25 protein-coding genes are annotated in these 24,089 nt (G+C 56.0%); 16 read left to right on the top strand and 9 right to left on the bottom strand.

Annotated elements, in window-relative coordinates; all coding sequences use genetic code 11:
- Nucleotides 1-62: 62 nt before the first annotated feature.
- Nucleotides 63-1,328 (bottom strand): ABC transporter substrate-binding protein, encoded by a 1,266-nt coding sequence (locus ACEQWH_RS01895; protein WP_370227778.1) that lies wholly within the window; start codon nt 1,326-1,328, stop codon nt 63-65.
- 153 nt (nt 1,329-1,481) lie between these two features.
- Between ACEQWH_RS01895 and ACEQWH_RS01890 the strand changes: the two genes are divergently transcribed.
- From ACEQWH_RS01890 to ACEQWH_RS01865, 6 genes are all read left to right on the top strand, one after another.
- Complete coding sequence (locus tag ACEQWH_RS01890) at nt 1,482-2,261, top strand: IclR family transcriptional regulator (RefSeq protein ID WP_370227776.1); 780 nt, start codon at nt 1,482-1,484, stop codon at nt 2,259-2,261.
- 23 nt (nt 2,262-2,284) lie between these two features.
- Nucleotides 2,285-3,346, top strand: coding sequence for an ABC transporter ATP-binding protein (locus ACEQWH_RS01885; RefSeq protein WP_370227774.1), 1,062 nt, complete (start codon nt 2,285-2,287; stop codon nt 3,344-3,346).
- A gap of 165 nt (nt 3,347-3,511) precedes the next feature.
- Nucleotides 3,512-4,276, top strand: a complete 765-nt coding sequence (locus ACEQWH_RS01880) for an OB-fold-containig protein (RefSeq protein WP_370227772.1) — start codon at nt 3,512-3,514, stop codon at nt 4,274-4,276.
- A gap of 101 nt (nt 4,277-4,377) precedes the next feature.
- Nucleotides 4,378-6,078: a flotillin family protein gene (locus ACEQWH_RS01875; RefSeq protein ID WP_370227770.1), complete on the top strand. Its 1,701-nt coding sequence runs from the start codon at nt 4,378-4,380 to the stop codon at nt 6,076-6,078.
- 156 nt (nt 6,079-6,234) lie between these two features.
- Nucleotides 6,235-6,840, top strand: a complete 606-nt coding sequence (locus ACEQWH_RS01870) for an NAD(P)H-dependent oxidoreductase (RefSeq protein ID WP_370227768.1) — start codon at nt 6,235-6,237, stop codon at nt 6,838-6,840.
- Between the two features lie 3 nt (nt 6,841-6,843).
- A complete protein-coding gene (locus ACEQWH_RS01865; protein WP_370227766.1) occupies nt 6,844-8,814 on the top strand; it encodes a cation:proton antiporter in 1,971 nt (656 codons plus the stop codon).
- 51 nt (nt 8,815-8,865) lie between these two features.
- Here the strand turns inward: ACEQWH_RS01865 and ACEQWH_RS01860 are convergent, their stop codons facing one another.
- Nucleotides 8,866-9,429 (bottom strand): DUF4202 domain-containing protein, encoded by a 564-nt coding sequence (locus ACEQWH_RS01860; RefSeq protein ID WP_370227764.1) that lies wholly within the window; start codon nt 9,427-9,429, stop codon nt 8,866-8,868.
- Nucleotides 9,430-9,594: 165 nt separating this feature from the next.
- On the opposite strand from ACEQWH_RS01860, the gene ACEQWH_RS01855 reads away from it, so the two are divergent.
- The 7 genes from ACEQWH_RS01855 to ACEQWH_RS01825 all read left to right on the top strand — a co-directional run bounded on the left by ACEQWH_RS01855 (nt 9,595) and on the right by ACEQWH_RS01825 (nt 13,377).
- The gene (locus ACEQWH_RS01855; RefSeq protein ID WP_370227762.1) at nt 9,595-10,206 is read left to right on the top strand and encodes a ribonuclease D; all 612 of its coding nucleotides are present in this window, start codon (nt 9,595-9,597) and stop codon (nt 10,204-10,206) included.
- Nucleotides 10,207-10,235: 29 nt separating this feature from the next.
- Nucleotides 10,236-10,814 (top strand): LPS export ABC transporter periplasmic protein LptC, encoded by a 579-nt coding sequence (gene lptC / locus ACEQWH_RS01850; protein ID WP_372521383.1) that lies wholly within the window; start codon nt 10,236-10,238, stop codon nt 10,812-10,814.
- A gap of 10 nt (nt 10,815-10,824) precedes the next feature.
- Nucleotides 10,825-11,010, top strand: coding sequence for a hypothetical protein (locus ACEQWH_RS01845; RefSeq protein ID WP_370227759.1), 186 nt, complete (start codon nt 10,825-10,827; stop codon nt 11,008-11,010).
- A 10-nt stretch (nt 11,011-11,020) separates the two neighbouring features.
- Nucleotides 11,021-11,308 (top strand): LptA/OstA family protein, encoded by a 288-nt coding sequence (locus ACEQWH_RS01840; protein ID WP_370227757.1) that lies wholly within the window; start codon nt 11,021-11,023, stop codon nt 11,306-11,308.
- Nucleotides 11,308-12,066 carry an LPS export ABC transporter ATP-binding protein gene (gene lptB, locus ACEQWH_RS01835; protein WP_370227755.1) on the top strand — a complete coding sequence of 253 codons (759 nt, stop codon included), beginning with the start codon at nt 11,308-11,310 and terminating at the stop codon, nt 12,064-12,066. The genes ACEQWH_RS01840 and lptB overlap by 1 nt, the downstream gene beginning before the upstream one ends.
- A 242-nt stretch (nt 12,067-12,308) precedes the next feature.
- Nucleotides 12,309-12,875 carry a ribosome hibernation-promoting factor, HPF/YfiA family gene (gene hpf, locus ACEQWH_RS01830; protein WP_370227753.1) on the top strand — a complete coding sequence of 189 codons (567 nt, stop codon included), beginning with the start codon at nt 12,309-12,311 and terminating at the stop codon, nt 12,873-12,875.
- Between the two features lie 37 nt (nt 12,876-12,912).
- Nucleotides 12,913-13,377 carry a PTS sugar transporter subunit IIA gene (locus tag ACEQWH_RS01825; RefSeq protein ID WP_370227751.1) on the top strand — a complete coding sequence of 155 codons (465 nt, stop codon included), beginning with the start codon at nt 12,913-12,915 and terminating at the stop codon, nt 13,375-13,377.
- Here ACEQWH_RS01825 and ACEQWH_RS01820 read toward each other — a convergent pair.
- The 6 genes from ACEQWH_RS01820 to cysQ form a co-directional block, all read right to left on the bottom strand.
- Complete coding sequence (locus ACEQWH_RS01820; RefSeq protein WP_370227749.1) at nt 13,374-14,795, bottom strand: nodulation protein NodH; 1,422 nt, start codon at nt 14,793-14,795, stop codon at nt 13,374-13,376. The genes ACEQWH_RS01825 and ACEQWH_RS01820 overlap by 4 nt on opposite strands.
- Before the next feature lie 5 nt (nt 14,796-14,800).
- Nucleotides 14,801-16,498, bottom strand: a complete 1,698-nt coding sequence (locus tag ACEQWH_RS01815; RefSeq protein ID WP_370227747.1) for a beta-1,6-N-acetylglucosaminyltransferase — start codon at nt 16,496-16,498, stop codon at nt 14,801-14,803.
- Nucleotides 16,495-17,481 (bottom strand): glycosyltransferase family 2 protein, encoded by a 987-nt coding sequence (locus ACEQWH_RS01810; RefSeq protein ID WP_370227806.1) that lies wholly within the window; start codon nt 17,479-17,481, stop codon nt 16,495-16,497. Before ACEQWH_RS01810 ends, ACEQWH_RS01815 begins: the two co-directional genes overlap by 4 nt.
- A gap of 155 nt (nt 17,482-17,636) precedes the next feature.
- Nucleotides 17,637-18,710, bottom strand: a complete 1,074-nt coding sequence (locus ACEQWH_RS01805) for a glycosyltransferase family 2 protein (RefSeq protein ID WP_370227745.1) — start codon at nt 18,708-18,710, stop codon at nt 17,637-17,639.
- An 84-nt stretch (nt 18,711-18,794) separates the two neighbouring features.
- Nucleotides 18,795-19,685: a UTP--glucose-1-phosphate uridylyltransferase GalU gene (galU, locus tag ACEQWH_RS01800; protein ID WP_370227743.1), complete on the bottom strand. Its 891-nt coding sequence runs from the start codon at nt 19,683-19,685 to the stop codon at nt 18,795-18,797.
- Nucleotides 19,686-20,018: 333 nt separating this feature from the next.
- Nucleotides 20,019-20,816 carry a 3'(2'),5'-bisphosphate nucleotidase CysQ gene (gene cysQ, locus ACEQWH_RS01795; RefSeq protein WP_370227741.1) on the bottom strand — a complete coding sequence of 266 codons (798 nt, stop codon included), beginning with the start codon at nt 20,814-20,816 and terminating at the stop codon, nt 20,019-20,021.
- Between the two features lie 135 nt (nt 20,817-20,951).
- Between cysQ and ACEQWH_RS01790 the strand changes: the two genes are divergently transcribed.
- Both ACEQWH_RS01790 and ACEQWH_RS01785 read left to right on the top strand, forming a co-directional pair.
- Complete coding sequence (locus ACEQWH_RS01790) at nt 20,952-21,773, top strand: ABC transporter permease (protein WP_370227739.1); 822 nt, start codon at nt 20,952-20,954, stop codon at nt 21,771-21,773.
- Nucleotides 21,770-22,396 carry a hypothetical protein gene (locus ACEQWH_RS01785; RefSeq protein WP_370227737.1) on the top strand — a complete coding sequence of 209 codons (627 nt, stop codon included), beginning with the start codon at nt 21,770-21,772 and terminating at the stop codon, nt 22,394-22,396. The genes ACEQWH_RS01790 and ACEQWH_RS01785 overlap by 4 nt, the downstream gene beginning before the upstream one ends.
- On the opposite strand, the gene ACEQWH_RS01780 is transcribed toward ACEQWH_RS01785, so the two are convergent.
- The gene (locus ACEQWH_RS01780; RefSeq protein ID WP_370227735.1) at nt 22,387-23,004 is read right to left on the bottom strand and encodes an alpha-ketoglutarate-dependent dioxygenase AlkB; all 618 of its coding nucleotides are present in this window, start codon (nt 23,002-23,004) and stop codon (nt 22,387-22,389) included. The two genes, ACEQWH_RS01785 and ACEQWH_RS01780, sit on opposite strands and share 10 nt — an antisense overlap.
- A gap of 200 nt (nt 23,005-23,204) precedes the next feature.
- Between ACEQWH_RS01780 and ACEQWH_RS01775 the strand changes: the two genes are divergently transcribed.
- A partial coding sequence (locus ACEQWH_RS01775) for an Hsp70 family protein (RefSeq protein ID WP_370227734.1) occupies nt 23,205-24,089 on the top strand: 885 nt, incomplete at its 3' end.

The raw sequence follows: 24,089 nt of genomic DNA, 5'->3' as shown, positions 1-24,089 counted from the left end.
AACTCGGGAAAACTTGAGAAAAAGGCGCGGCCGGAACCTCCCAGCCGCACCCCTTTATGGTCTTACTTATAGATGCGCTGCGCTGCGCGATCCAGACGTGCAATGATTTTGTCCAGATTATCTGGCTTAACCATGAACTCCTGGAAGCCTTCCATCGCAACTTTCGCCATTTCAGCTGGTGCGTCGCGGTCGAAGAACTGCGCAACACCACCTGGGCTGTTGGAGGACAGCATCGCAAAGCCTTGCTTCAGGAACTTGTCGTCGTCCACAGAGGACTTAGAGTTCACTGGCAGCTGACCCAGGTTGTCGCCGTTGTTGATCAGAGTTTGGTTCTCTGGGGAAACAACGAACTTCAGGAATGCGCGTGCCGCTTCTTTGTTTGCCGCACCCGATGGGATGTGGAACGTATCGGTCGGCGCGTCTTCTGCCAGCTCAACAGATGCGTTGATGACTGGGAACTGATAGAAGTCCAGCTTGCTGTCATCCAGACCACCGTCACGCAGTGGGGATACCGCAAAGTTACCCATCAGGTATGCAGTTGCTTCGCCGTTGACCATGAATGGCATCGCTTCCTGCCAGCTGTACGCTGTGTGGTTGTCGATGAAAGCACCCATGTCGATCAGCTTGCGCCAGTTTGCGAATGTTTCCGCAACACCAGAGTCAGTCCAAGCGATCTCACCCGCAGTCAGTTTCGCGTGGTAGTCATACCCGTTGGTCCGCATGTTCAGGTAGTCAAACCAGCCACCAGCAGTCCAAAGGAACTTGGTACCGATGGTGTAGCACTTGCGACCAGAGTCGATGATTTTCTGACAGTTCGCGATCTCTTCGTCGAATGTGGCTGGCTCGGCCAGGCCCAGCTCTTCGAAGATGTCTTTACGATAGTAAACACCCCACTGGTAGTAAGTGTATGGGACGCCCCATTGCTTACCGTCCAGAGTCATCGCGCCTTTGGTGGATGCCAGATCCGCCAGCTCTGCTTCACCCCAAAGATCAGAGATGTCTTCGAACAGGCCCGCGTCGACGTACGGACGCATACGGTTTGCCGCATACCAGTTCGCGACATCCGGTGGGTTCGCGCTCAGGAAGTTGCGGATCTGAGTTTTGTAAGCTTCGCGGTCGATGACCGTCAGCTCGATGTTCAGATCAGGATGCATCGCGCCAAAACGCTCTACCATGCCTTCCATAACCGCGCGCGGCGCAGGGTTGGACATGTCAGAGAAGATGACGAGGTCGCCAGACAGTTTTGCATGGCTACCCGCGAACGCGGCGCCGGTCAGGGCAACACTAGCTGCTACAGACGCCAGGAGCGCCTTCGATTTATGGAACATGGTTTCCTCCCCTTGTGTTCCTACTCGTAAACTCGAAAATTAAGTTCCAAATAATGAAACTTAGTTTTAACTATTGAAAACTGTGCTATGCTTAAATAGGATTGTCAACAAGTTTTGCGCCTTTAAAGAGGTTCGAAACGCGGAGGAGACAGAATGAATAAGCCAGCAAATAAGGACGGCACGGTCGGTAAAGCTCTGGAAATCCTAGACATCGTTGCGGGTCTGGGACGTCCGGTGCGTTTTACCGAACTCCTGAGTCTCAGCCCGCATCCAAAGGCGACTCTGTACCGATTCTTACAGACCCTCACGAATCAAGGGATGCTGACTTACGACGAAGACAGACAGAGCTATAGCCTTGGTCTTCGCCTTGTCCGCATGGCGCACGCCGCGTGGGAAAGCGCGTCTTTGGCACCTGTCGCGGGATCGATTCTGGATGAGCTGGCAAATGAGGTGGGCGAAACGATCCACCTCGCGCAGATGGAAAACGGACAGGTCTTGTTTGTCGACAAACGTCGCAACACGGCGCTGTTTGAGACCCTTGCCGCAACCGGACGTGTCGCTCCGGCGCATTGTACCGGCGTCGGCAAAGCCATCTTGGCCTTTATGTCGCCAGAGCGGTTGGAGCGTGCTCTGAAACAACAGGCATTTGTGACCTATACAGACGCCTCGCATTCAAGCCGTGAAAGTCTGCTTGCGGAATTTGACGATATCCGCAGAGACGGCGTCGCCTTTGACCGCGAGGAACATGAACAGGGCATCATCTCGATTGCCGCCCCTGTTCTGCTGCAAAATGGCAAGGTGGTTGGATCCGTGTCCATCGCGACCTCGACCAGCCGTCGCAGCCTAGAGCAACTCGAAACCTTCAAACCCGCACTTTTGCAGGCCACCCAACTCATCGGAGAGGCTGCCACAGTTTGGCAGTTCCCGTCTTAATCAGTAATAGGAGACAAGGCAGCATGTCAGGTGTCGCACTTTCCAATGTCATCAAGAAATATGGTGAAACCCAAGTTATTCACGGGGTGGATCTGACAATCGAAGATGGCGAATTTTGTGTGTTTGTCGGCCCGTCGGGCTGCGGCAAGTCCACACTTCTGCGCATGGTCGCGGGGCTCGAAGAAACAACGTCGGGCCAGATCGACATTGGCACGCGGGACGTCACCCACGCCGACCCGTCAGATCGCGGCGTTGCTATGGTTTTCCAGACCTATGCGCTCTATCCGCATATGTCGGTCGAGGAAAACATGGGCTTTGGCCTGCGTATGAACGGCGTCCCCAAGGACGAAATCAAACGCAAGGTTGGCGAGGCCTCGGAAATCCTGCAACTGGACCAGTACCTAAAGCGTAAACCCAAAGCCCTGTCCGGCGGTCAACGTCAGCGGGTCGCCATCGGCCGTGCCATTGTGCGGGGTCCAGAGGTATTCCTGTTCGACGAACCTCTGTCCAACCTTGACGCCGAACTGCGTGTGGACATGCGTGTCGAAATCGCCCGTTTGCACAAAGAAATCGGTGCAACCATGATTTATGTGACCCACGATCAGGTCGAAGCCATGACCTTGGCGGACAAAATCGTTGTTCTGCGTGCCGGCCACATCGAACAGGTGGGCGCACCGATGGATCTGTTCCGGGATCCTGACAACAAATTCGTGGCGGGCTTTATCGGGTCACCATCGATGAACTTTTTGAACGGTGTGGTCGAAGGCGGCAAAGTCCGTGTACCGGCACTGGACGATGAGATCTTTGATGCCTCAGTCGAGCTTCCCAGCGAAGGAAGCACCGTCTTGGTCGGTCTGCGCCCTCAACACCTGAGTGTCACCGAAGCCAAATCTTCGATCACCGTGGACATCTCTGAGCAACTTGGTGGCGTAAGTTATGAATACCTGACCACCAAAACTGGCGAACGTGTCGTCGTCGAAAGCAAAGAAGAGGACGTTCTGAAGTCTGGCGCGACGGTCAAAGTGGCCTATAACCCTGAAAAGGTTATGTTCTTTGACGCCAACACTGAGGCCCGCCTGCGCTGATCGGCTCTTGAAGTCAGCCTGACAAAACTCTTGCAAAACACCAGATTTCCGGCATCTCCTATACGGGATTTAGTCGGGAGTCTGGGACCAAAGGCTTGAAAAGAGCCCACCCCATTCCCACATTGTATACAATTGAATACTAAAAGTTGTGGGGACAGCGCATAGATGTTGCAGGGGTTTTTAACACCAGAATTTTTTCCGTTTACCGTGTCTGTGGGCCTGTTTTTCGGCCTGCTCACGCTGGAACTTGTGTTCTTGATGCTTGGCGGCTCTTTGATGGGCGATGGCGGTGATGCGGATCTGGCATCCCCGGATGGGCTTGATGCGGATATCGATGCCGATTTGGATGTTGATTTTGACGCAGACATTGCGGACCTAGACGCGGATTTTGACGCTCTGGATAGCGAAGTAACTGAGGTCGAGCTTGATGCAGCGACCGAATCCTTCAGTTTTCTGGACTGGCTTGGTTTGGGCAAACTTCCAGCCGCAATCTGGCTGGCATCTATGTGTCTCAGCTTTGGCGTCGTCGGCATCGGCATCCAACTCGCGACGCAGGAAACGCTTGGCCTCACGCTGAACGCGGTCCTTGCGGCCATCCCCGCATTCTTTGGCGCGCGTTGGTTCACCCGAACCTTCGGCAAGATCTTTGCCCGTGCAATCCCCAAAGTCGAATCAGAATCCGTGTCAGAACGCCACTTGGGACGCCGTCGCGGGATCGTCAGTCAGGGAACCGCAGCGCGCGGACGCCCTGCCGAAATCAAAGTCACCGACAGGTTTGGCAACATCCAATACCTGCGCGCTGAACCCTTTCGCGATGATGAGGTGATCGAACCTGGCACCGAAGTCATCGTGATGCGACACCGTCGCGGCGACGGCTATCGCATCGTCTCGCTCAGTCACTTTGAGTCTGAACCCTCTCAGACCTCTTAGACAGGCTGCGCGAGCACTCAAAGCGTGGCCGGTGCAAGACGCTTAAGGCTGCGCAAATTTCGACATCACTTGTCACTTAAATCAAAAGTCATGGAGGCACTATGGAAGTCAGTTTCGGCTTATTCTTAATTGCGGCAATTCTCTTTTTCATCCTATTTATCGGTCTGGTTTTGGCCCGACTTTACAAACGAACGACACGAGAAATCAGTCTGGTGCGCACAGGCTCCGGCGGCAAAAAGATCATTATGGACGGCGGTGTCCTTGTGATTCCTTTGCTGCACGAAGTCAGCCCAGTGAACATGAAAACCCTGCGCCTTGAGGTGCAGCGCAGCCACGACGGCGCTTTGATCACCAAAGACCGGATGCGGGTTGATGTGGGCGTGGAATTCTACGTCTCGGTCTCGCCTACGGACGAGGGCATTGCACGTGCCGCCCAGACCCTTGGCGCGCGGACGTTCGACGTAGACCAGCTTCGGGAGATGATCGAAGGTAAACTGATCGACGGCCTGCGCGCCGTGGCGGCTCAGATGACCATGGACCAGCTGCATGAAAACCGCGCGGATTTTGTCCAAGAGGTGCAGAACACCGTGTCCGAGGACCTGACAAAGAACGGTCTGTCTTTGGAATCCGTTTCGCTGACCGCGTTGGACCAGACCCCGTTTGAGGCTCTGGACGAAAACAACGCCTTTAACGCCGTCGGTATGCGCCGCTTGGCCGAGGTCATCGCGGCCTCAAAGAAAGAACGCGCCAACATTGACGCCGATGCAGACGTCGCCGTGCGCCGCGCCGCGATGGAGGCAGAGCGTCAGAAACTTGAGATCGAACGCCAGGAAGAAGAGGCGCGGATCGGTCAGGTACAAGAGGTTGAAACGCTGAAGGCCGCACAAGAGGCAGAAATCGCTCTGCGTCGCGAGGACAGCCAACGCGAGGCCGAGCAGGCTCGGATCAAACGCGAAGAGGCGATCCGTTCGTCCGAAATCGAACGCGAGCGCAAGATCCGCGAGGCCGAGATCACCAAAGACCGCGAGCTGGAGGTCGCAAACCAAGACCGCCAGATCATCATCGCACAGAAGTCCGAGGAAGAAAGCCGCGCGCGCGCATCAGCCGACCTTGCCCGTGCCGAATCCGCGAAAGCAGCCGAAGCCGTCACCACGGCAACCGAAGTTGCGCAGGCCGATCGTGTCAAAAAGATCGCGATCATCGAAGCGGAACGCGAAGCCGAGCGCGAGGCGACCAAAGTACGTCTGATGGCAACCGCGCAAAAGGACGCCGCAGAGGACCGTGCCGCCGCGAACCGCGAAGAAGCGCAGGGTGATGCAGATGCGATCACCATCCGCTCGGAAGCGAAAAAGAGCGACATGCTGGCCGAAGCGGAAGGTCGTCGGGCGATCACGGATGCGGAAAACGCGCTGTCTGATGCGCTGATCAACATGAAGGTCGCGCTGGCGCGTCTGGAAGCGATGCCGAAAGTTCTGGCCGAGGCGGTGAAGCCTGCCGAGAAGATCGACTCGATCCGCATTCACCACGTCTCTGGTCTGAACCAGGGCGGCGGCTCTGGTGGGGCCGCAGGTGACGGCGGCAAGGCACCGATCAATCAGGCCTTGGATTCCATCATGGGAATGGCCGTCCAGATGCCTGCGCTCAAGAAACTGGGTGACGAGCTGGGCCTGTCGATGGACGGCAATATCTCGGAGCTGGTGGACACGGACGCAACGCCTAAGCTGCCCGAGGCGGCCGAGGATGTTACCACGCCTGAACCCGAGTCAGAGGACAGCGAAACAAAGGTTTCACAAGACGCCTAAAACACGAAAGGCCGCCGATTTAGGCGGCCTTTCCTTTGTGTGCATTCCTGAACAGGCCTTCACACGGCCATAAGGTTTACGGATCACATATCCTCGACTAGACGTGGTGTAACGGCTTTCAAGCAGCGCGTTGTTTCTTGGTGAGGGGATACGATTTTGGCAAAACTCTTGGTCTACTACGCCCATCCGGGCCACAAATATTCCCATGCCAATAAGGCGCTGGCAGAGGTGGCGCGGAAGACGTCCGACATCACCTTTGTCGACCTGCTCGCGGAATACCCCCGCCACAATATCAACGTCGAGCGCGAACAGTCGCGGTTGACCGAGCATGACGTCATTCTCTTTCAGTTCCCGCTGTTTTGGTACTCTACACCGTCGATCATCAAGGAATGGCAGGATCTGGTTCTTGAACACGGCTTTGCCTATGGCTCTGAAGGCACGGCCCTGACGGGCAAAACCATGATGCTGGCCATCACGGCCGCGGGCCCTGTCGAGGCCTATGCCCCTGACGGGTTTCAACATTTCACCCTGCGAACGTTCCTGACCCCCTTGGAACAGACCGCGCGGCTTTGCCATATGACGTTCCCAGCGCCCTATGTTCTGCACAGCGCACTCAAGGCGCAAAGTGACGGCAGCATTGCAGCCCATGCCGAGGCCTATGGGCGTTTGCTGGCGGCAATACGCGATGATCAATACGACTTTGCCGCGGCGATGGAAAAAGACATCGTCACCCATGCTGATCTGCCAATCAAGGGAGCCTGATTGATGACCGACTTCCTCTTACTCGCGACAATTTTCCTTGTGGCAGGCGTGATCGCCGTGCCGATTGCATCCCGTTTGGGCCTGGGCTCGGTTCTGGGTTATCTGATCGCCGGCATCGTGATCAGCCCGGTGCTTGGCTGGCTGCATGTCGACGTGATCTCGATCCAGCATTTTGCTGAATTCGGCGTGGTCATGATGCTGTTCCTCGTCGGTCTGGAACTAGAGCCAAAGCTGCTCTGGGACATGCGTGCCAAGCTGTTAGGGCTCGGCGGGCTTCAGGTGACTGGCACGACCGCAGCCGTTATGGGCGTTGCACTGCTTTTGGGGCAGCCATGGACAATCGCCCTTGCCATTGGTCTGGTGCTTGCCCTGTCGTCAACAGCTATCGTGTTGCAAACATTGAACGAAAAAGGATTGATGAAATCCTCAGGCGGGCAGTCCAGCTTTTCGGTGCTGCTGTTTCAAGACATTGCGGTCATCCCGATGCTGGCGTTCATCCCGTTGTTGGCGATGCCTGAACTGATGGATCTGGCTGGCGATGCTGCGCATGGCGCAGACACGCACGGCGGCGGGCACGGAGACTCGCACGGGGACGACCACGGCGATGGGGGTCACGGCAGTGGCATGAGCCTTGTCGAAGGTTTGAACGGCTGGCAGACCGCCTTGGTCACCGTATCCGCCATCGGTGCTGTGATCCTTGGTGGCGTCTATCTGACACGTCCGATTTTCCGCTTTATCGCCATGGCTGGCCTGCGCGAGCTGTTCACCGCGACTGCATTGCTGTTCGTGGTCGGTATTGCGCTGTTGATGTCCTTGGTCGGCGTTTCAGCGGCGCTTGGCACCTTCTTGGCCGGTGTGGTTCTGGCCAACTCTGAATATCGCCACGAATTGGAAAGCGACATCGACCCCTTCCGCGGCCTTCTGCTGGGTCTGTTCTTTATGACCGTCGGCGCGGGCATCAATTTCACGCTGTTGTTTGAAAACTTCGCTTCAATCATCGGGCTTACGGTAGGACTGATCCTTCTGAAAATCGCCATACTCATGATCCTTGCGCGGATTTTCCTCCTGCAAGGGGGCGACAAATGGTTGTTCGGTCTGGGCCTGGCCCAAGCGGGTGAATTCGGCTTTGTTCTGTTGTCCTTCACCGTAGCCAATCAGGTCATCCCGACCTCGGTCGCAGACAACCTTTTGCTAATCGTCGCGCTGTCCATGCTGCTGACTCCAGGCCTGTTTATTCTTTACGAACGGGTCATCCTTCCGCGTTTTGAGAAAGAACAAGAGGACGAAGCAGACGAGATCAACGAAACCGGCGACATCATCATCGCAGGACACGGACGCTTTGGGGGCATGGTCAACCGGATGCTGCGCACCGCGGGCTATACACCGACGGTTCTGGACTTCAGCGCAGAACAGCTCGAGACCCTGCGCCCGTTTGGCTTGAAGGTGTTCTTCGGCGACGCCTCACGGCCAGATTTGCTGCATGCGGCCGGTATCGAAGAGGCGCGGATGTTGGTGGTTGCCATCGACAATAAGGAACAGATCACCCAGATCGTGCATTACGTCACCTCGACCTATCCCAAGGTGCACGTGATCGCGCGCGCGATCGACCGAACTCACGTCTATGATCTATACGCCGCTGGATGCCGGGACATTATTCGCGACGTATTTGACAGTTCCGTGCGCGCGGGTCGGTCGGCTTATGAAGCGATGGGCATGCATCCATTTGATGCAGAAAAGGCCGCGCAGGAGTTCGTTGCAGACGACCGCCGCCTGTTGGTTGAGATGGCCGAGGTCTATGACCCCAACATTCCAAACCACCTCAACGAGCCGCTGGTCGCAAAAACCCGCGAAATCATCGAAGAGATGGACGCCAAGATCTATGGCTCGGGGAATGCGTTTAACTCGCGCCTAGACCGTGGCTGGATGCCGCCAAACATGAAAGACGTGAAGGCGATCAAGGACGAAAACAGCTAGCGCCGTTTGCCGCTGCAAAGACGGCGGGGCCGCTGGGTGGCCCCGCTGGTTTTAATCCGCAAAGGCTGCGGCCAGATCGGCTGGCAGATCAAACTCGCGCAGCACCCGCGCACGCGCATCATCTGACATTTTACGGGCGGTTTTCTGCACGATATCCAGCACTTTTTCAGGCGGATGTTTGGCCGCAAAGGGCGCAAAATACCACGTCAGAAAGGTGAAACAGATCACATCCTCAAGCGCCTGCACCTGAGCATCCCGCTTGATCCCCTGTTTGCGCAACATCTTCTGCACATCTTCGATGTCAGACGCCACATAGCCCGCGTCCTCCATGAAACCGGCGACCCGCGTGGCATGATGATCCGCCAGATCCCGACGCCATTTCAGATATCCGGCTTTGCCCTCGGGATATTCGGCGCGCTTCAAAATCCAGCGCTCAACATGCTGGCCCCGACACGCGATCTGAAGCGTTTCGGCGGCATCCGGGAACAGTCGGGCGCATTGATCGGACATGCGCTGCCCATACGACAAGGCTTCGGGCTGGCCCTCGTCCAATCGGGGATCTTTTTCATTTGCCGCATCGATCGCTGCCAGAACGTCCGCGAGATTACCTGCCATTTCCTGTTCCTGTGTCGGTCTTCAACGTTACTTAAGCACAGACAGACGGGCGATTTCACCCTCATTATGCGAATTTCGGCGCGGTTTCGCTGCATTCCAGCGCAGGGCAATTGAAACCAGATCGCATACCTCGTACATCCAAGACGACTGCAAACCGAGGCATTTATGGCGAACCATCTTTATCAAGGCGACCTGCCCGACGGGCTTGATCTGGGCAAAATCGTAGCGATTGATTGCGAAACTATGGGCCTGAACCCGCATCGCGACCGCCTGTGCGTCGTGCAACTTTCAGGCGGCGACGGAAACGCCCATCTGGTGCAGATCGCAAAAGGCCAAACAGAGGCCCCGAACCTGTGCAAACTGCTCGAGGATCCGGACGTCTTGAAACTGTTTCACTTTGGCCGGTTTGACATCGCCGCCATGTTTACCGCCTTTGGCGCAACGACCGCACCGGTCTATTGCACAAAGATCGCGTCCAAGATGGTGCGGACTTATACCGATCGCCATGGCCTCAAGAACCTTTTGCAAGAACTCTTGGGTGTCGACATCTCCAAGCTGCAACAGATGAGCGACTGGGGTGCCGCCGAGCTGACAACGGCGCAGCTGGACTATGCGGCCTCTGATGTTCTTTACCTGCATCAGCTTCGTGAAAAACTGAACGAACGGCTCGCGCGCGAAGGGCGAACCGAACTGGCTCAGGCCTGCTTTGACTTCCTGCCCACCCGCGCGAAACTTGATCTGGCGGGCTGGCCTGAACAGGACATTTTCGCGCACTGATGGCACTGGGCGGGATGACATATTCCAGGATGATCGCCTGGCTCAAGATCCTGCTCCCGCTGGCAGCGCTGGTTCTGCTGTCGACCCTGTTCCTCTTTGCCCGTCCCAGCAACCCCATCGCGGCGCTGCCCTTTGCGCAGGTCGAGATCGAGGAAAAACTGCGCAGCCAAGGCATCACCGAGCCCTATTTCGCAGGCCAGACCCCTGCGGGAGATCAGATCGCGATGCGCGCGGCTTCGGCACGTCCAGATCCTGAGGCCCTGCATCTTGTGAACTCGGTGGATGTGGCCGTAGACATCACCATGCAGGACGGCGGCAGCGCCCGCTTTGCGTCCAAATCTGCTGTCGTGAACACCGACAATCAGGTGGCCAACCTTGAAGGCGACGTCGAGATCAATTCGACCGCAGGATTCGATCTGCACACCGAGAAACTGACCCTTGATTTACTGGAAGGTCGCGCCCAATCAGACGTGATTGTTCACGGATCAGGACCATTCGGAACATTTGAGGCGGGCAGTATGCTTTATTCTGGGGATACAGCCGCGCAAAACGCCCAATTCCGTTTCGACAACGGCGTGAAACTGATATACATGCCGAGCAGAAATTAGAGAGACTTCCGTGCGCCAGATCCTGTGTTCCCTTGCTTTGTTCCTGATGACGACCCTCGCGGTAGCTGCGCAGGAATTCAAAGTCGACTTTGGCGTTTCAACGTCGGACCGCGACGCGCCCATCGAAGTCGCCGCGAACTCTCTGTCTGTCGATCAGGCCACGGGCAAAGCGATTTTCGAAGGCGACGTGGCCTGATCAGGGCAACATGCGTCTGAGCGCGGCTCTGGTGAACGTGGTCTATGATGAAGCCGGAGACGGCATCGCGACGCTTCTGGCGTCTGGCGGCGTGAACATCGCAAGCGGCAAAGACAGCGCCGAGGCGGAAACCGCTGAATACGATGTCGAGTCTGGCGTGATCCGCATGGCTGGCAATGTATCGCTGCTGCAGCAAGGCACCAAAATCACTGCTGGCCGCATGGACGTGAACTTGAACGACAACACCGCCGCCTTCCACGGTCGCGTGCGCACGGTGCTGCAACCGGGAAACAACTGATGGCGACTCCCGAACTTCGCGTTGAACAAGGCCATGCTGGGTTGCAAATCCGCAACTTACGCAAAAGCTATCGCAAACGTGTTGTCATTCGGGACGTGAACATCGAGCTGAACCGCGGCGAAGTCGTTGCCTTGCTGGGACCAAACGGCAGCGGCAAAACCACGTCTTTCTATGCCATCGCAGGTCTGGTTATGCCCGAAGGCGGCACGGTTATGATCGACGGCCAAGACGCCTCGCGTCTGCCAATGTATCGCCGCGCCAAGATGGGCATCGGATATCTGCCACAGGAAATGTCGATCTTTCGCGGACTGTCCGTCGAGGACAATATCCTGGCGGTTCTGGACATCGCCGAGAAAGATCGCATGAAGCGGCGCGAAAAGCTCGAAGAGCTGCTGTCGGAATTCACCATCGAACATCTGCGCCAGGCCCCTGCCCTAGCGCTGTCCGGTGGTGAACGTCGCCGTGTGGAAATCGCGCGCTGTCTGGCGGCCAATCCCAAATATCTGTTACTGGACGAACCCTTTGCCGGGGTTGATCCGATCTCGGTCGGGGATATCCGCCAATTGGTGGCCGACCTGAAACAGCGCGGCATCGGCGTTCTGATCACTGACCATAACGTGCGGGAAACATTGGATATTGTCGACCGCGCCTATATTCTTCACGAAGGCAAAGTGCTGATGTCTGGCACCCCTGCCGATGTGGTGGAAAACGAAAATGTGCGCCGCGTTTATCTGGGCGACAGCTTCCGGATGTCCTGACTCTCACACGAGAACGCAGAAATTTGAGCGGAAATCCCCCGAGTCAGATTGACAAGTGGCCTTCCTCCTGCCCCAATGGGGGTATGACGCTGGTGAGTATTTCGTTGCACAGGCAGTCGCTCTTTTTTGAAAGGGCCGATGTCGGTCAGCACGCTCTCAGGTCACTTTCCCGCATTCAAGCCTAATATCGCAGAACCATTGGTGTTTTGCGCTGTCTGGCTTGTTCAAACTAAGGAGAACGAATGCGCACTCAAATTTCCGGAAAACAGATCGACATTGGCGAATCCCTGCAACTCTATGTGAACGAAGGAATAGATAACATCGTCGGCAAATTTGCTGGCCGACCGACAGACGCTCAGGTCGTCTTTTCCAAAAGTGCCCATGAATTTGTGTGTGAAACCACTGTCCACCTATCGACCGGACTGAATGTGCAAGCCAAGGGAAAGTCTACAGAAATCTATTCTGCCTTCGAAAGTTGCAGCGAAAAAATGGAGACGCAGCTCAGGCGGTATAAGCGGCGGCTGAAGGATCACCACAAGGAGAGAGCCGAGCCGGTTGAACTTTCGGGCGCTTCATCTTATATCCTCGCCTCGGAAGCAGGGTCTGACGATGCAGAACCTGACTCGCTGTCACCGATCATCGTGGCAGAGATGGAGACAAAGATCCCAACTCTGTCCGTAGGCGAAGCGGTGATGCAGATGGAATTGGCCGGATCCCCCGTGCTATTGTTCCGCAAAGAGGGAAAAGAGGGTCTGAACGTGGTGTACCGTCGCGATGACGGCAACATTGGCTGGATAGATCCTCAATAAAGTGGCTTTTGCCACGCACTAGAGAGATACAGGCACTATGGACCTTTCGATGATCCTGCGCCCTGAGGCTGTGAAAGTCATTTCCGCAGCCTCAAGCAAAAAGCGTTTGCTGCATGATTTTGGCGATCTTGCGGCCGGTGCTTATGGGCTGGATGCCACATTGGTTGTTGACGCTCTGCACGAACGCGAAGGCCTTGGCCCGACCGGCGTTGGCAAAGGCGTCGCGCTGCCACACGCGCGTCTGGACAATATCGACACTGTAATGGGTGCCTTTATTCTGCTGGAAAAACCGGTGGACTTTAGCTCTGTTGACCGTCAGCCCGTTGATCTGGCATTCGCACTGTTTGCGCCACGTGACGCGGGCGTTGGTCACCTGAAAGCGCTGGCGTTCGTGTCGCGCCGCCTGCGAGACGCTGCGGTATGCACGAAACTGCGCGCAAATCCAGAGACGGCCACTCTGCACACTATTCTAACCGAAGAAGACGCGGTTCAGGCGGCCTAGCGCCAGCTTTTGAACCCGAAGGCTTCATAATCACGCGCGTAGGTCACCTGCGCGCGTTTTTCTATGTCATTATCATAGATATCAGCCAGCGCATAAGGCAGCTCTGCTGGCGCGTCGTGATAGGTTGCTCTGTCGCCCCCGACACTCTGGGCAAGCGACGGCAGGGCCTCGGGCAATTCATCCTCACGCAAAATGACATCCGGCGCCTGAAACGCGCCAAAACCCTCAAGTACACTGGCCTGCGTCACCCAGTGGCCGTCCTGACGGATCGCGGTCTGGCTGTTCAGATTGGCCTGAAGCCACGTCAAAAACGCCAAGAACGCAGTGCGGTGGTCTGCTTTTGAATATTCAGCCCCTGCCATGGTCTCGGGGATCGGAAGACTGAACCGATTGCGCAGAGTACGGCGGATTTTGTGATAGCTGCCGGGGCCGTCCGTCAGAATCCGGGTGCAAAATGTCTCATGCGCGCGCTCAAGCGGGTGGCGCAACACAGTAAAGCTGCGGTGTGGCAGGTGCCGCGCTTTCCAATTACGCAGCTGTCGTTGGCTCATGTTGTGCATCAGGCGATCCGCGCCACCCGCGACATCCGCAAGCCAACGTGTCACGGCTCCGGTCGGTCCACCCTGCATCGGCATAAACAACAGCCCCGCCCCCTTTGTCGCAACATAAGACGGCACAGCAGCGCCTCGACGCGGCTCGAAGTTCGGCGTTCGGTTCAGGTTGAAACGGTCCAAAGACGCCAGCGCGGTGCTGACATCTTCGAAATTCGACACCTTGGCCGAGATCGGGCTGGGATTTTGACGTTTCAGCTTGCTGTCCAGCCCCTCAAGGCGCGCGTCATGCCCCAGAAACTTGGCCAGACCGTTCATCACGTCGACGTCCTGCAAATCTTCATAAGCCACATAGAACGCAGTCTGCCCCGACTTTTGCAGACCGTTCATCAGCCGAACCTGAAAGTCCTGCAACTGCTGCACATGGGCCGCGAATTCTTCGCCATCAAACACCACCTGACTGTCGCGTCTTTTGCGCACGTCCGTCAGTTTCCATTGTCCGGTCGCCTGCGCGATTTTCCAGCTGACAAAGCTGTCCAAGGGGTTTCGCGTCAGAATGATCTTGGCACATCGTGGATCGTTCAAGATCTCGTCCAGCACCCTTGGGTCGTGGTCGTTGAAAAACCGAAACCCTGCCAAATTGTCCGGATCCTCACGCAGCGCGGTCAGCAAAGCCATGGGGTCTGCATCCCGGCTGGCCTGATCTATGCCCATCAAGTCTGTATAGTTCGGATAGGCAATGAAATGCGGGTTGAACGCCTCGCCATAGCATTTGATACCGTCAAACGCGTTCAGGTTGGCTTCCAGAAAATTCGACCCGGTTCGCATTTCCGCAAACACAACGAAATAGTCAAAACGATCAGACATCTATGTCATTGCACCAGATAGGGCCGTCGCGACGGCGTTTCAGTGGGGGCATGTTGCGTGTCGGCGGGGAAATCACCCAGCAGATAAGGATGCATCCCCGCATTCTTCAGGGTCTGCACAAACGACCCAAAGCCCTTCATATCGACCATTTTCGGCAAGCGCGCCAGACGGTTTTGCGGATAGGTTCCGATCTCGTCCACCAACAGCTGCAACGGCTCGGTTGGCGCATCAAGAAACTCGGAAAGTGTCCAGATCCGTATCGTGGCGCGCGCCCATTGCGACCTCAGAACCTTAAGGAATTCAGCTTCGCGCTTTTGCAGTTCGGCTGCGTCTTTTCGCACCGCCTCAAACGGGCGTTTCGACCTAAACAACGGCACGGCCCAGGCCCCAGAAATCACCGATATCTGCGCATTGGGATCCTTGGCCATCAGCCAGATCGTGTCCTGCGTATCCTGCGGCCCAAATTGAAAGCACTGCCGGACGCCGCGCGTATTCCAGATGAAGTTCGTCAGAAAGCTGCGTGGGTTATAATCCCGCACGCGTGCATTGTCTGACAACGCCCCCTGATACTCGGACACCCGCCCTTCAAACTGCACGCGGTCCGGCGCAAAAAGATGACCATGCACTTTGCAGCCTGTGCTCAAGGCCAGCCAGCCTTCGAAATCGTCAAGCAGTTCAGAAAACCCCTGAAACACCGAGTATGGCGCAGCCGTTACACCGCTTTCAAAGTGCTCATTGGGGAACCGCGACTGCATATAAAGCCCGTCGCGGCCGCGATTGCGCCGTTCAATCGTTTTGTCCGACAGCTTGTGCACCATGGCCGGATTGGGATCCGCCTGATTTTCGCCATCGCCCCGTGCGTTTGGAAAGGTCTGATACAACCGGTCAGCCCGAGACCAGATTTTGCGCGCCACAAAGCAATCCGTCCGTCGCAGCAACTGCAGATGATCGTCATAAAATACATGGGGCTTGCCGCGATGATCAAACTTTGAAAGCGTCAGCGAGCGGCTTTCAATCCGCCTAGAATGAAGACGCGCGAGGGATTGAAAATAGCTTTCATCGGGGATCCAGACCGTCTTGAAAAACCGGTCATAGGCCGCGCGATTTGGATCATTCAGAATGGCCGCCAGTGTTTTTCGCGTCAGACACCACCATTGCGACCCCATATGCGGCACAAGGTCGGCGGGCAGCTTGCGACTTACACCAAGACGGCGTTGCACATCGACCAACCTGTCAAACGCCCAGCGCCGCTTTTGCCAGGACACCGGGAAATGCAGCGTGAACCGCTCTTCTTCCAATCCGGCCACAGCCCAAGGCACATCTGCAATCGCCGCGCTTTCGATGAAATCTGTCTGTGGCCGCCCATCAAGATAGGCCTGCAATTCGGCGATCGGGCGCAGCGGCAGGCATGACCCCGAACAAAGATAGACATGCTGGACGTCTTCAAATTTTGACAGCAATAGCTCGGCGCAAGACAAAGTAGCCGCCACCAAACCCCACATGCCCCACTCACAGCTATGACGCGCTGAAAAGAGCACATTCGGACAATCGCCAAGTGCGGCTTGAAACGCTTTAGCCTCGGCCTCTTCCACCTTGGCATCGACATGGATCACAACAGGACATCCCGCCTCATGCCAGACGCGGGCCACCTGTTCGGCCCGATCAAACGCGGTATGCACCAGCATGAGAACACCAAGGCTCATGTCCAGCCCGCCTTGCTCATAAGGCCAAGGATCTCAAGCTGGCGCCAGTTGATGTATTTTTCGGACCACGGGCACCAAAGCTGCGGATGATCCCGCAGCGCCTGCGCATAGGCCGCGTATTCCGCACCATTTTTATAGTGCTGGTTGCGCGTGGCTTCTTCGGCGGCTTTGCTTGTAATCGTGTCCAGAAACTTGGTGTGAAGCAGCACGCCGCTGGCTTTTTCGCCCCCCCACTCTTCATAGACCTGATTCAATCCGCGCGGCAAAAGTGCGTGGGTCGAGCTGGCATAGGCATAGGAGCGACGCCACTTCACCAGCGGAGTCTTGTTGAGCGCCGGAGCCTGTTTCGGCGCATCCTTAAAAAACACACGGGTGCGTGGCCCGCCCTGAATCCATAGATTGCCAAACTGCGGGTTTTTCGAGATCGAGTAATTGCCAGCGTCAAACCACTGCGCGATATCCAGAGGGTTCTGGCCGGATTGATAGGCCTGATCCGTCAAAGCACCCTTAGGATACATATCCAGCAACATTGCCGGAAAGCTGCGTTGGCCCGAGGTATCCAGCCAGTCGGTGAGGGCTTTGATCGGGCGACTGTCGCAAAATGGGTAAACAAAGAACTCGTCAGGATCGACCACCAACGTCCAGTGACCGTGACAATACCGCCTTTGCAGCGCATTCATCCAATCCACACCAAACCGCGCCTTCCGGTAACTGCCTTTCGTGTGCCAGACAGAAATATCAGGCGCCCCGGCAAGCAGATCCATCACGCCATCGGTGCTGGCATTGTCGATCATTAGAAAGTGGTCAACGCCTAAATCTCTGTAATATTTCAGAAAATACGGAATGCGGATGGCTTCATTGTAAAGCGTGCACACCAAAAGCGTATCGCCCTTCTGGATGCGTCCCGTATTGTCTTGAACAGATCGCAACTGTCGCGATTTGCGAAACGCGCGCATCAGGTAACGTTTGCGACGCAACCTCAGCTTATAGGAGTCCCAAAGGCCCACTCCGCGCAATTCCCTTTTGATCCAAACCACCGCTGCACGACCAAAGTTCAGGCTTTGGTTCAATGGCTTTCAATATGTCACGATTTGTTCCGCCCACACAACGAAATATGCGTTTCCTGCGAAACCTGGGGCTAATCGCTCTGATCTGGTGGGCCTATGCGCTGCGCGCCGCGGCCACAGCCAATAAGCCCCAAGGCTTGCAACTGGTCGGGCCCCTCATAGTGCACGCAGGCCTCGTCCCACAGCACAGGATTGGCAGAGAGGTCATCATAATACCCATCAAACAACTCAGGATGGGTGAAATGTTCCGCGCGGGTCTTTTCAACTGTCGCCTTACGCACCACTTCTGGCAAAAACTTGGTGTGCAACAGCGCGCCCGATGGCGTGTCAGACCCCGGACCACCATAGATCATGTTCAGTCGCGGCGGCAGCAGCGAATGCGTGGAAATGACATAGGCCCACCGTCGGTTCCATTTCACCAAGGGAATTTTGTTTAATGTCGGCGAGCGGCGCGGGCGATCCTTAAAAAACTTACGCTCGCGCAAGCCACCTTGAACCCAAAGGTTGTTCAACGGGCTTTGCCGCTCTGCTCGATAGGGACCCGGATCAAAGTGGTTCAAAAGCCCAATCGGGTCGCTGCCCGGCTGGTATTTCAAATCACCCAACGCGTCCTTTGGCACCATATCCAACATCAAAGCCCCAAACCCGCGGTGGCCGTGCCGATCCAGAGTTTCGGTCAACTCTGGCAATGTGGTGCCCAACGCGCTTGGAAAGACTAAGAGTTCGTCGGCATCCACGGTCAAACACCAATGCTCATGTCCGTATTTCGCCAAGAGCCAATTAGCCCAATCAACCCCAAACCGCGACGCGCGATAGCTGGCCTTGGTGTGCCAGACAGAGACATCCGGCTGATCCGCCAAAATCTCGCGCGTTGTGTCGTCGCTGCCGTTGTCGACGATCAGCATGTGATCCGCACCAAGCGCGCGGTAATAGTCCAGAAAATGTGGCAGCCGGTTTTCTTCGTTACGCAACACCGCAACCAGCAGAATGTCGCGAGATGTGATCTGATCTGTGTGGTCCTGAGCCAGTTTCAACTGACGTCTTGCCCGAAACGCGCGCCACAACAGGCCTTGTCGCCTGCGCCTAAGACGCAAGCGACGCCAAAGTGGGGGCGGGGTATAAGACAGATCCCCAGCGTCGGGCATTCAGCGCACCTTTTCGGATTTCCGCAGTCAGATTGCAGGCAAACCTAAAAAATTATCTGCGCCGACCCAACCGAAAATTAACCTTTATTCGGCTGCGGTGCGCATCATCAACATGGATTGCAGATACTCCATCAATTCGTCGCGCAGATCATCACGTTCTAGCGCGCAGGCGACTGTGGCCTGCAAGAAGCCTGATTTCGACCCGCAGTCAAACCGCGTGCCTTCAAACTTATAACCAAACACGCCGCGCTGGTCTGTAATGTCTTTGGCGATTGCATCTGTCAGTTGAATTTCACCGCCTGCACCAACGCCCGTCGTGTCCAGATTTCGAAGGACATTCGGCGACAGGATATAGCGACCAATCACCGCCAGATTAGAGGGCGCATCGGCGCGCTCGGGTTTTTCAACCATGCCATTCACCGACACAACATTGCCGACATGTGCGTTGATATCCAACACGCCATAGGAGGAGATTTTGTGGTTGGGCACCTCCATCGCGGCGACCATGGACCCGCCGTTATAGGCATCGACCATCTGTTTCAGACACGACACATCGGATTTGATGACATCGTCCGGCAACAGCACCGCAAAGGGCTCGTCGCCAATCAACCGGCGTGCGCACCAGACAGCGTGACCCAGGCCCAGCGCCTGATTTTGACGCACATAGGCAATCGCCCCGCTGGGCAGCGTCGCGCGCTCAACCTCATTTAACAGAGCGTCTTTGCCCTTGGCTGCAAGTTTGCTTTCCAGCTCTGGCGCGGTGTCAAAATAGTCTTCAAGCGCGCTTTTGCCGCGAGAGGTGACAAAGATGAATTCCTCGATGCCCGCCTCGCGTGCTTCGTCGATCGCATATTGAATGAGAGGCCGGTCCACCAAGGTCAGAATTTCCTTAGGAATGGATTTCGTCGCCGGGAGAAAGCGCGTCCCCATTCCTGCTACGGGAAATACTGCCTTGGTAATACGTTGTTTTGGCATCAAAATTCACCTTTCTCTATCGGGCTGACCTATAGATGACGTACTATGGACAGAAACCTTGCCATCTGATTACCGCAGCCACGCCACAGCGCCGAGCAACGCCCCGTAAGTTAACAAATTTCGGGGCCAGTCTGCGGTGTGGTCGCAGGAAATCAGGCAGAACTGGAGGGAATCTTGTGCCAAATAACCTGCGACCGACGTAGCCTTGCCCCGCCGTCGGTGAACAGAATGCCTAAAATTAGAACGAGGTTTTTAGGGCAGAGCGATAATTGCCCTACCCAGATGGATCACACAGCCATCCGATGCTGACGGTTTTGCCCCAGTCGAGAGGTCTTAGGCCGGTTTCAGATCAACAGTCGGCGCATAGGCGATGAAAAACGGATTGGCGAATCCCTCTTTGCCATAGACCAGCGGGCTGTGGTCATCAAACCGCACAACCTGCCCGCCTGCGCCAGCCAGAACGGCATGTCCGGCCGCTGTATCCCATTCCATCGTGCGCCCGACACGCGGATAAAGGTCCGCTTCACCAGTCGCGACAAGACAGAATTTCAGCGAAGACCCCGCACTCTTGCTGTCTTTCACCTGATACTTGTTGATGTGGTCGTCGGTGGCCTGATCACGATGCGATTTTGAGGCCACGACCAGCAAGGCCGCATTATCAGCCTGAGACACGCGAATGGCAGACACCTCCCCAACCGCATCCAAAGCAAAATCTCCGACCTCTTCGACGGCAGCGCCATCGGCCTGCGTAAAGAACATACGCTGACGCGCAGGCGCATAGACCACACCGCGCGTGGGCACGCCGTTTTCGACGTATGCAATGTTCACCGTGAAATCTCCACGACGATTGATGAACTCTTTTGTGCCGTCCAGAGGATCGACGATCAGAAAGGTATCAACGTCCTGATCGTGGCTGTCGGACTGCTCTTCCGTGACCAACGCGACCTCGGGGAATTCTTGCCGCAGACCCGCAGAGATCAACGCGTCCGCCGCCTGATCCGCGATGGTCACAGGGCTGTCGTCGGACTTCAGCTGAACGTCGAAATCGTCCGAGTTATAGATCTCCATGATCTTATCGCCCGCTTCAATCGCCAGTTTGCGCATGACTTCAGTCAATTTGTCGTAATTCAATGCCCGCTCCTACCCCAAGATTCGTTGAAGTTTTCAATCCGTTTTCTTATGATGGCTTCACGACGGAACAGCAAGAAGTCCGCCACAGCCCGCGTCAAAATACGCGGCACCCGAGCAGAAAGGCTGACAAAACGCATGTTTGAGCAGTCAGGACCAAAGACATCTTTGCAATCGGCGATCACGATTGCCGAACTTGTGTACCATTCGATCGTCCGCATGGTGCGCAAAACGCATGGCAATGCGGTCATGTCGATCTTGCTGAACATGATGCAGACCGCGATCTTTGTCTTGGCGTTCTTTTTCATGTTCTCGCTGCTGGGTCTGAAGGGGGCTGCGATCCGCGGCGACTTTCTGCTGTATATTATGTCGGGCATCTTCTTGTTCATGACCCACACCAAAACAATGGGCGCTGTGGTCGGCAGCGAGGGCCCCAGCTCTCCGATGATGAAACACGCGCCGATGAACACGGCTATTGCCATTCTGGCGGCGGCTTTGGGCACGCTTTACATTCAGGTTCTGTCCCTGCTGGGGATCTTGTTCATCTACCACGTCGCCTTCACGCCAGTCGTCATCGAAGATCCGATGGGCGCGCTGGCTATGCTGATGTTGGCTTGGTTCACCGGTTTGGGGATTGGGCTGATCCTGCTGGCGATCAAGCCGTGGTTCCCAACATTTGTCGGCATCCTGAACACAATTTATGCACGTGTGAATATGATCGCCTCGGGCAAAATGTTCGCCGCCAATACATTGCCAAGCTTTATGCTGAACATGTTTGATTGGAACCCGCTGTTTCACACCATCGACCAAGCGCGTGGGTTTACATTCATCAACTATGTGCCGCGCAACTCGTCAGCGGACTATCCTCTGATTGTCGGTTTGGTGCTTTTGATGCTAGGCTTGATGGGAGAGTTTTATACCCGCCGTCAAGCATCGCTTAGTTGGTCTTCTCGTCGATGAAACAGTCTATTGCCGCCCTTTTATTGATCCCCAGTTTGGCCGCCGCAGACGGGCATCTTTCTACCTCACTGCCAAGCCTGTCAGATGTTAACGGCGTGGCCAGCAATGATGTCCTGAACATCCGCGCCGGACAGCACCAAACGACTGAAATCGTCGGGACCCTGGCGCATGATGCCGAGAACGTCGAGGTTGTGTCTTTGTCAGACGATGGGCGCTGGGCATTGGTCAACAACGCGGAAAGCGCAGGCTGGGTGCGTACGAAATTCCTAAAGCAGGCGCTGGCCGCGGATTGGTATGACTTTGAAACGCCAACCTCTTGCGTAGGCACAGAACCCTTTTGGTTTTTTGGTCTGAACGCGGACGCAACGGTGGCAAGCTTTGAATCAATCGACGTGCCCGCCATCGGCTATGATGTGGATTGGACAAGCGGTCTGGTTGCGCGCCCATTTCGTGAAATCGGCATGGGTGGCGGCACCAGCAACGACGGGTTCTCTGCGCTGATCGAAGAGGCCCAATGTAGCGATGGCATGTCCGACCGCGCTTTCGGCCTTAGGATCCGCCTGTTTGTGCATTCAGCCGAAGGTACCGCAGGCTATGACGGGTGCTGTTCCATTCAGCCTTGATCGACGGCGCGCAGCGTCAGATTGATCCGCCCGCCCTTGGGCAAAAGCGTGGAACTGCCGAAGCGGATTTTGTCGACCCCATGATAAGCCAGTCGCGCGGCACCACCCATCACCACCACATCCCCTGACTTCAACCACAGGGAGTCTGTTGCCCCGCCACGCTCTACGGACCCCATGCGAAAGAGCGCCTCATCCCCCAATGACACAGAGACCACAGGCCAATCAAAATTGCCCTCGTCCTTATCCTGGTGCATGCCCATCTTGGCGCCCTCGCCGTAAAAATTGACCAAGCAGCAATCCGGCGCGCGTGCGACGCCCGCGACGGCCTCCCATATCTTTAACACGGACGCAGGAATGGCAGGCCAATCGGCCCCATTGGGGTGATGGGGTTGATACCGATAACCTGATCGATCCGTCACCCAACCCAACGCGCCGCCGGATGTCATTTGCACCGACATCTTTCGACCACCCGGTGTCACTGGCGAAAACAGCGGGGCCGCCTGCGCGATTTGGCGAATGTCACCCACAAGGGCCTCTTGCTCGTCCCGCGTCAAAAGCTCTTGAAACACGAGAAAATCGCGAATCCGCAGCGGCTCGACCTTGTTCATGCGTATATCCTCGCCTTCCCCTATAAGATTCCCAAAAAATTGGCTTTTGAGGGCCAATCTCACGCTTGCAGCACCTATTTTGCATCCCTATATACGCTGCGAAGTGTTTTGGCTGAATGGCCAAACGCAGCAGGATCGGGGCGAGATGCCAAAACGGGTCTTCGCGCCGTAACATCGCCTTAAGTTAGAAGGGATATGACATGGGTAAAGTAATTGGGATTGACCTAGGGACCACAAACTCCTGTGTGGCAATCATGGACGGCTCTCAGCCACGCGTGATCGAAAACGCCGAAGGCGACCGCACCACGCCATCTATCGTAGCATTCACCGACGACGAACGTCTGGTCGGCCAGCCGGCGAAACGCCAGGCGGTCACCAACCCCGACAACACCGTATTCGGTGTAAAGCGTCTGATCGGTCGTCGCTTCGACGATCCAGCGGTCGAAAAAGACAAAAAGATGGTGCCATTTGCCATCGTCAACGGCGGCAACGGCGACGCATGGGTTGAAGCTCAGGGCGAGAAATACTCCCCATCTCAGATCTCTGCCTTCACTCTGGGCAAGATGAAGGAAACCGCCGAGGCATACCTTGGCGAAGACGTCACCCAAGCGGTCATCACCGTTCCAGCATACTTCAACGACGCACAGCGTCAGGCGACCAAAGACGCGGGTAAGATCGCAGGTCTCGAAGTTCTGCGGATCATCAACGAACCAACCGCGGCCGCTCTGGCCTATGGTCTGGACAAAGAAGAAAGCCAAACCATCGCGGTCTATGACCTTGGCGGCGGTACCTTCGACGTGACCATCCTGGAAATCGACGACGGCCTGTTCGAAGTAAAATCCACCAACGGTGATACGTTCCTGGGTGGTGAAGACTTTGACATGCGCATCGTGAACTATCTCGCGGATGAGTTCAAAAAAGAGCATGGCGTCGATCTGTCCAATGACAAGATGGCCCTGCAGCGTCTGAAAGAAGCCGCTGAGAAAGCCAAAAAAGAGCTGTCGTCCACCACCCAAACCGAGATCAACCAGCCGTTTATCTCGATGGGCAAAGATGGCGCGCCTCTGCACATGGTCATGAAGCTG

It is taken from the genome of Cognatishimia sp. (assembly GCF_964229375.1).
GTDB lineage: Bacteria > Pseudomonadota > Alphaproteobacteria > Rhodobacterales > Rhodobacteraceae > Cognatishimia.
The sequence above is the reverse complement of the archived record's forward strand: the minus strand, read 5'-3'. Positions and strand labels throughout refer to the sequence as shown.

Excerpts from the sequence above, each read along its gene's own strand:
- ACEQWH_RS01895 (WP_370227778.1), bottom strand. The coding sequence starts at position 1,328 with ATGTTCCATAAATCGAAGGCGCTCCTGGCGTCTGTAGCAGCTAGTGTT.
- ACEQWH_RS01890 (WP_370227776.1), top strand. The coding sequence starts at position 1,482 with ATGAATAAGCCAGCAAATAAGGACGGCACGGTCGGTAAAGCTCTGGAA.
- ACEQWH_RS01885 (WP_370227774.1), top strand. The coding sequence starts at position 2,285 with ATGTCAGGTGTCGCACTTTCCAATGTCATCAAGAAATATGGTGAAACC.
- ACEQWH_RS01880 (WP_370227772.1), top strand. The coding sequence starts at position 3,512 with ATGTTGCAGGGGTTTTTAACACCAGAATTTTTTCCGTTTACCGTGTCT.
- ACEQWH_RS01875 (WP_370227770.1), top strand. The coding sequence starts at position 4,378 with ATGGAAGTCAGTTTCGGCTTATTCTTAATTGCGGCAATTCTCTTTTTC.
- ACEQWH_RS01865 (WP_370227766.1), top strand. The coding sequence starts at position 6,844 with ATGACCGACTTCCTCTTACTCGCGACAATTTTCCTTGTGGCAGGCGTG.
- ACEQWH_RS01860 (WP_370227764.1), bottom strand. The coding sequence starts at position 9,429 with ATGGCAGGTAATCTCGCGGACGTTCTGGCAGCGATCGATGCGGCAAAT.
- ACEQWH_RS01855 (WP_370227762.1), top strand. The coding sequence starts at position 9,595 with ATGGCGAACCATCTTTATCAAGGCGACCTGCCCGACGGGCTTGATCTG.
- lptC (WP_372521383.1), top strand. The coding sequence starts at position 10,236 with ATGATCGCCTGGCTCAAGATCCTGCTCCCGCTGGCAGCGCTGGTTCTG.
- ACEQWH_RS01840 (WP_370227757.1), top strand. The coding sequence starts at position 11,021 with ATGCGTCTGAGCGCGGCTCTGGTGAACGTGGTCTATGATGAAGCCGGA.
- lptB (WP_370227755.1), top strand. The coding sequence starts at position 11,308 with ATGGCGACTCCCGAACTTCGCGTTGAACAAGGCCATGCTGGGTTGCAA.
- hpf (WP_370227753.1), top strand. The coding sequence starts at position 12,309 with ATGCGCACTCAAATTTCCGGAAAACAGATCGACATTGGCGAATCCCTG.
- ACEQWH_RS01825 (WP_370227751.1), top strand. The coding sequence starts at position 12,913 with ATGGACCTTTCGATGATCCTGCGCCCTGAGGCTGTGAAAGTCATTTCC.
- ACEQWH_RS01820 (WP_370227749.1), bottom strand. The coding sequence starts at position 14,795 with ATGTCTGATCGTTTTGACTATTTCGTTGTGTTTGCGGAAATGCGAACC.
- ACEQWH_RS01815 (WP_370227747.1), bottom strand. The coding sequence starts at position 16,498 with ATGAGCCTTGGTGTTCTCATGCTGGTGCATACCGCGTTTGATCGGGCC.
- ACEQWH_RS01805 (WP_370227745.1), bottom strand. The coding sequence starts at position 18,710 with ATGCCCGACGCTGGGGATCTGTCTTATACCCCGCCCCCACTTTGGCGT.
- galU (WP_370227743.1), bottom strand. The coding sequence starts at position 19,685 with ATGCCAAAACAACGTATTACCAAGGCAGTATTTCCCGTAGCAGGAATG.
- ACEQWH_RS01790 (WP_370227739.1), top strand. The coding sequence starts at position 20,952 with ATGTTTGAGCAGTCAGGACCAAAGACATCTTTGCAATCGGCGATCACG.
- ACEQWH_RS01785 (WP_370227737.1), top strand. The coding sequence starts at position 21,770 with ATGAAACAGTCTATTGCCGCCCTTTTATTGATCCCCAGTTTGGCCGCC.
- ACEQWH_RS01780 (WP_370227735.1), bottom strand. The coding sequence starts at position 23,004 with ATGAACAAGGTCGAGCCGCTGCGGATTCGCGATTTTCTCGTGTTTCAA.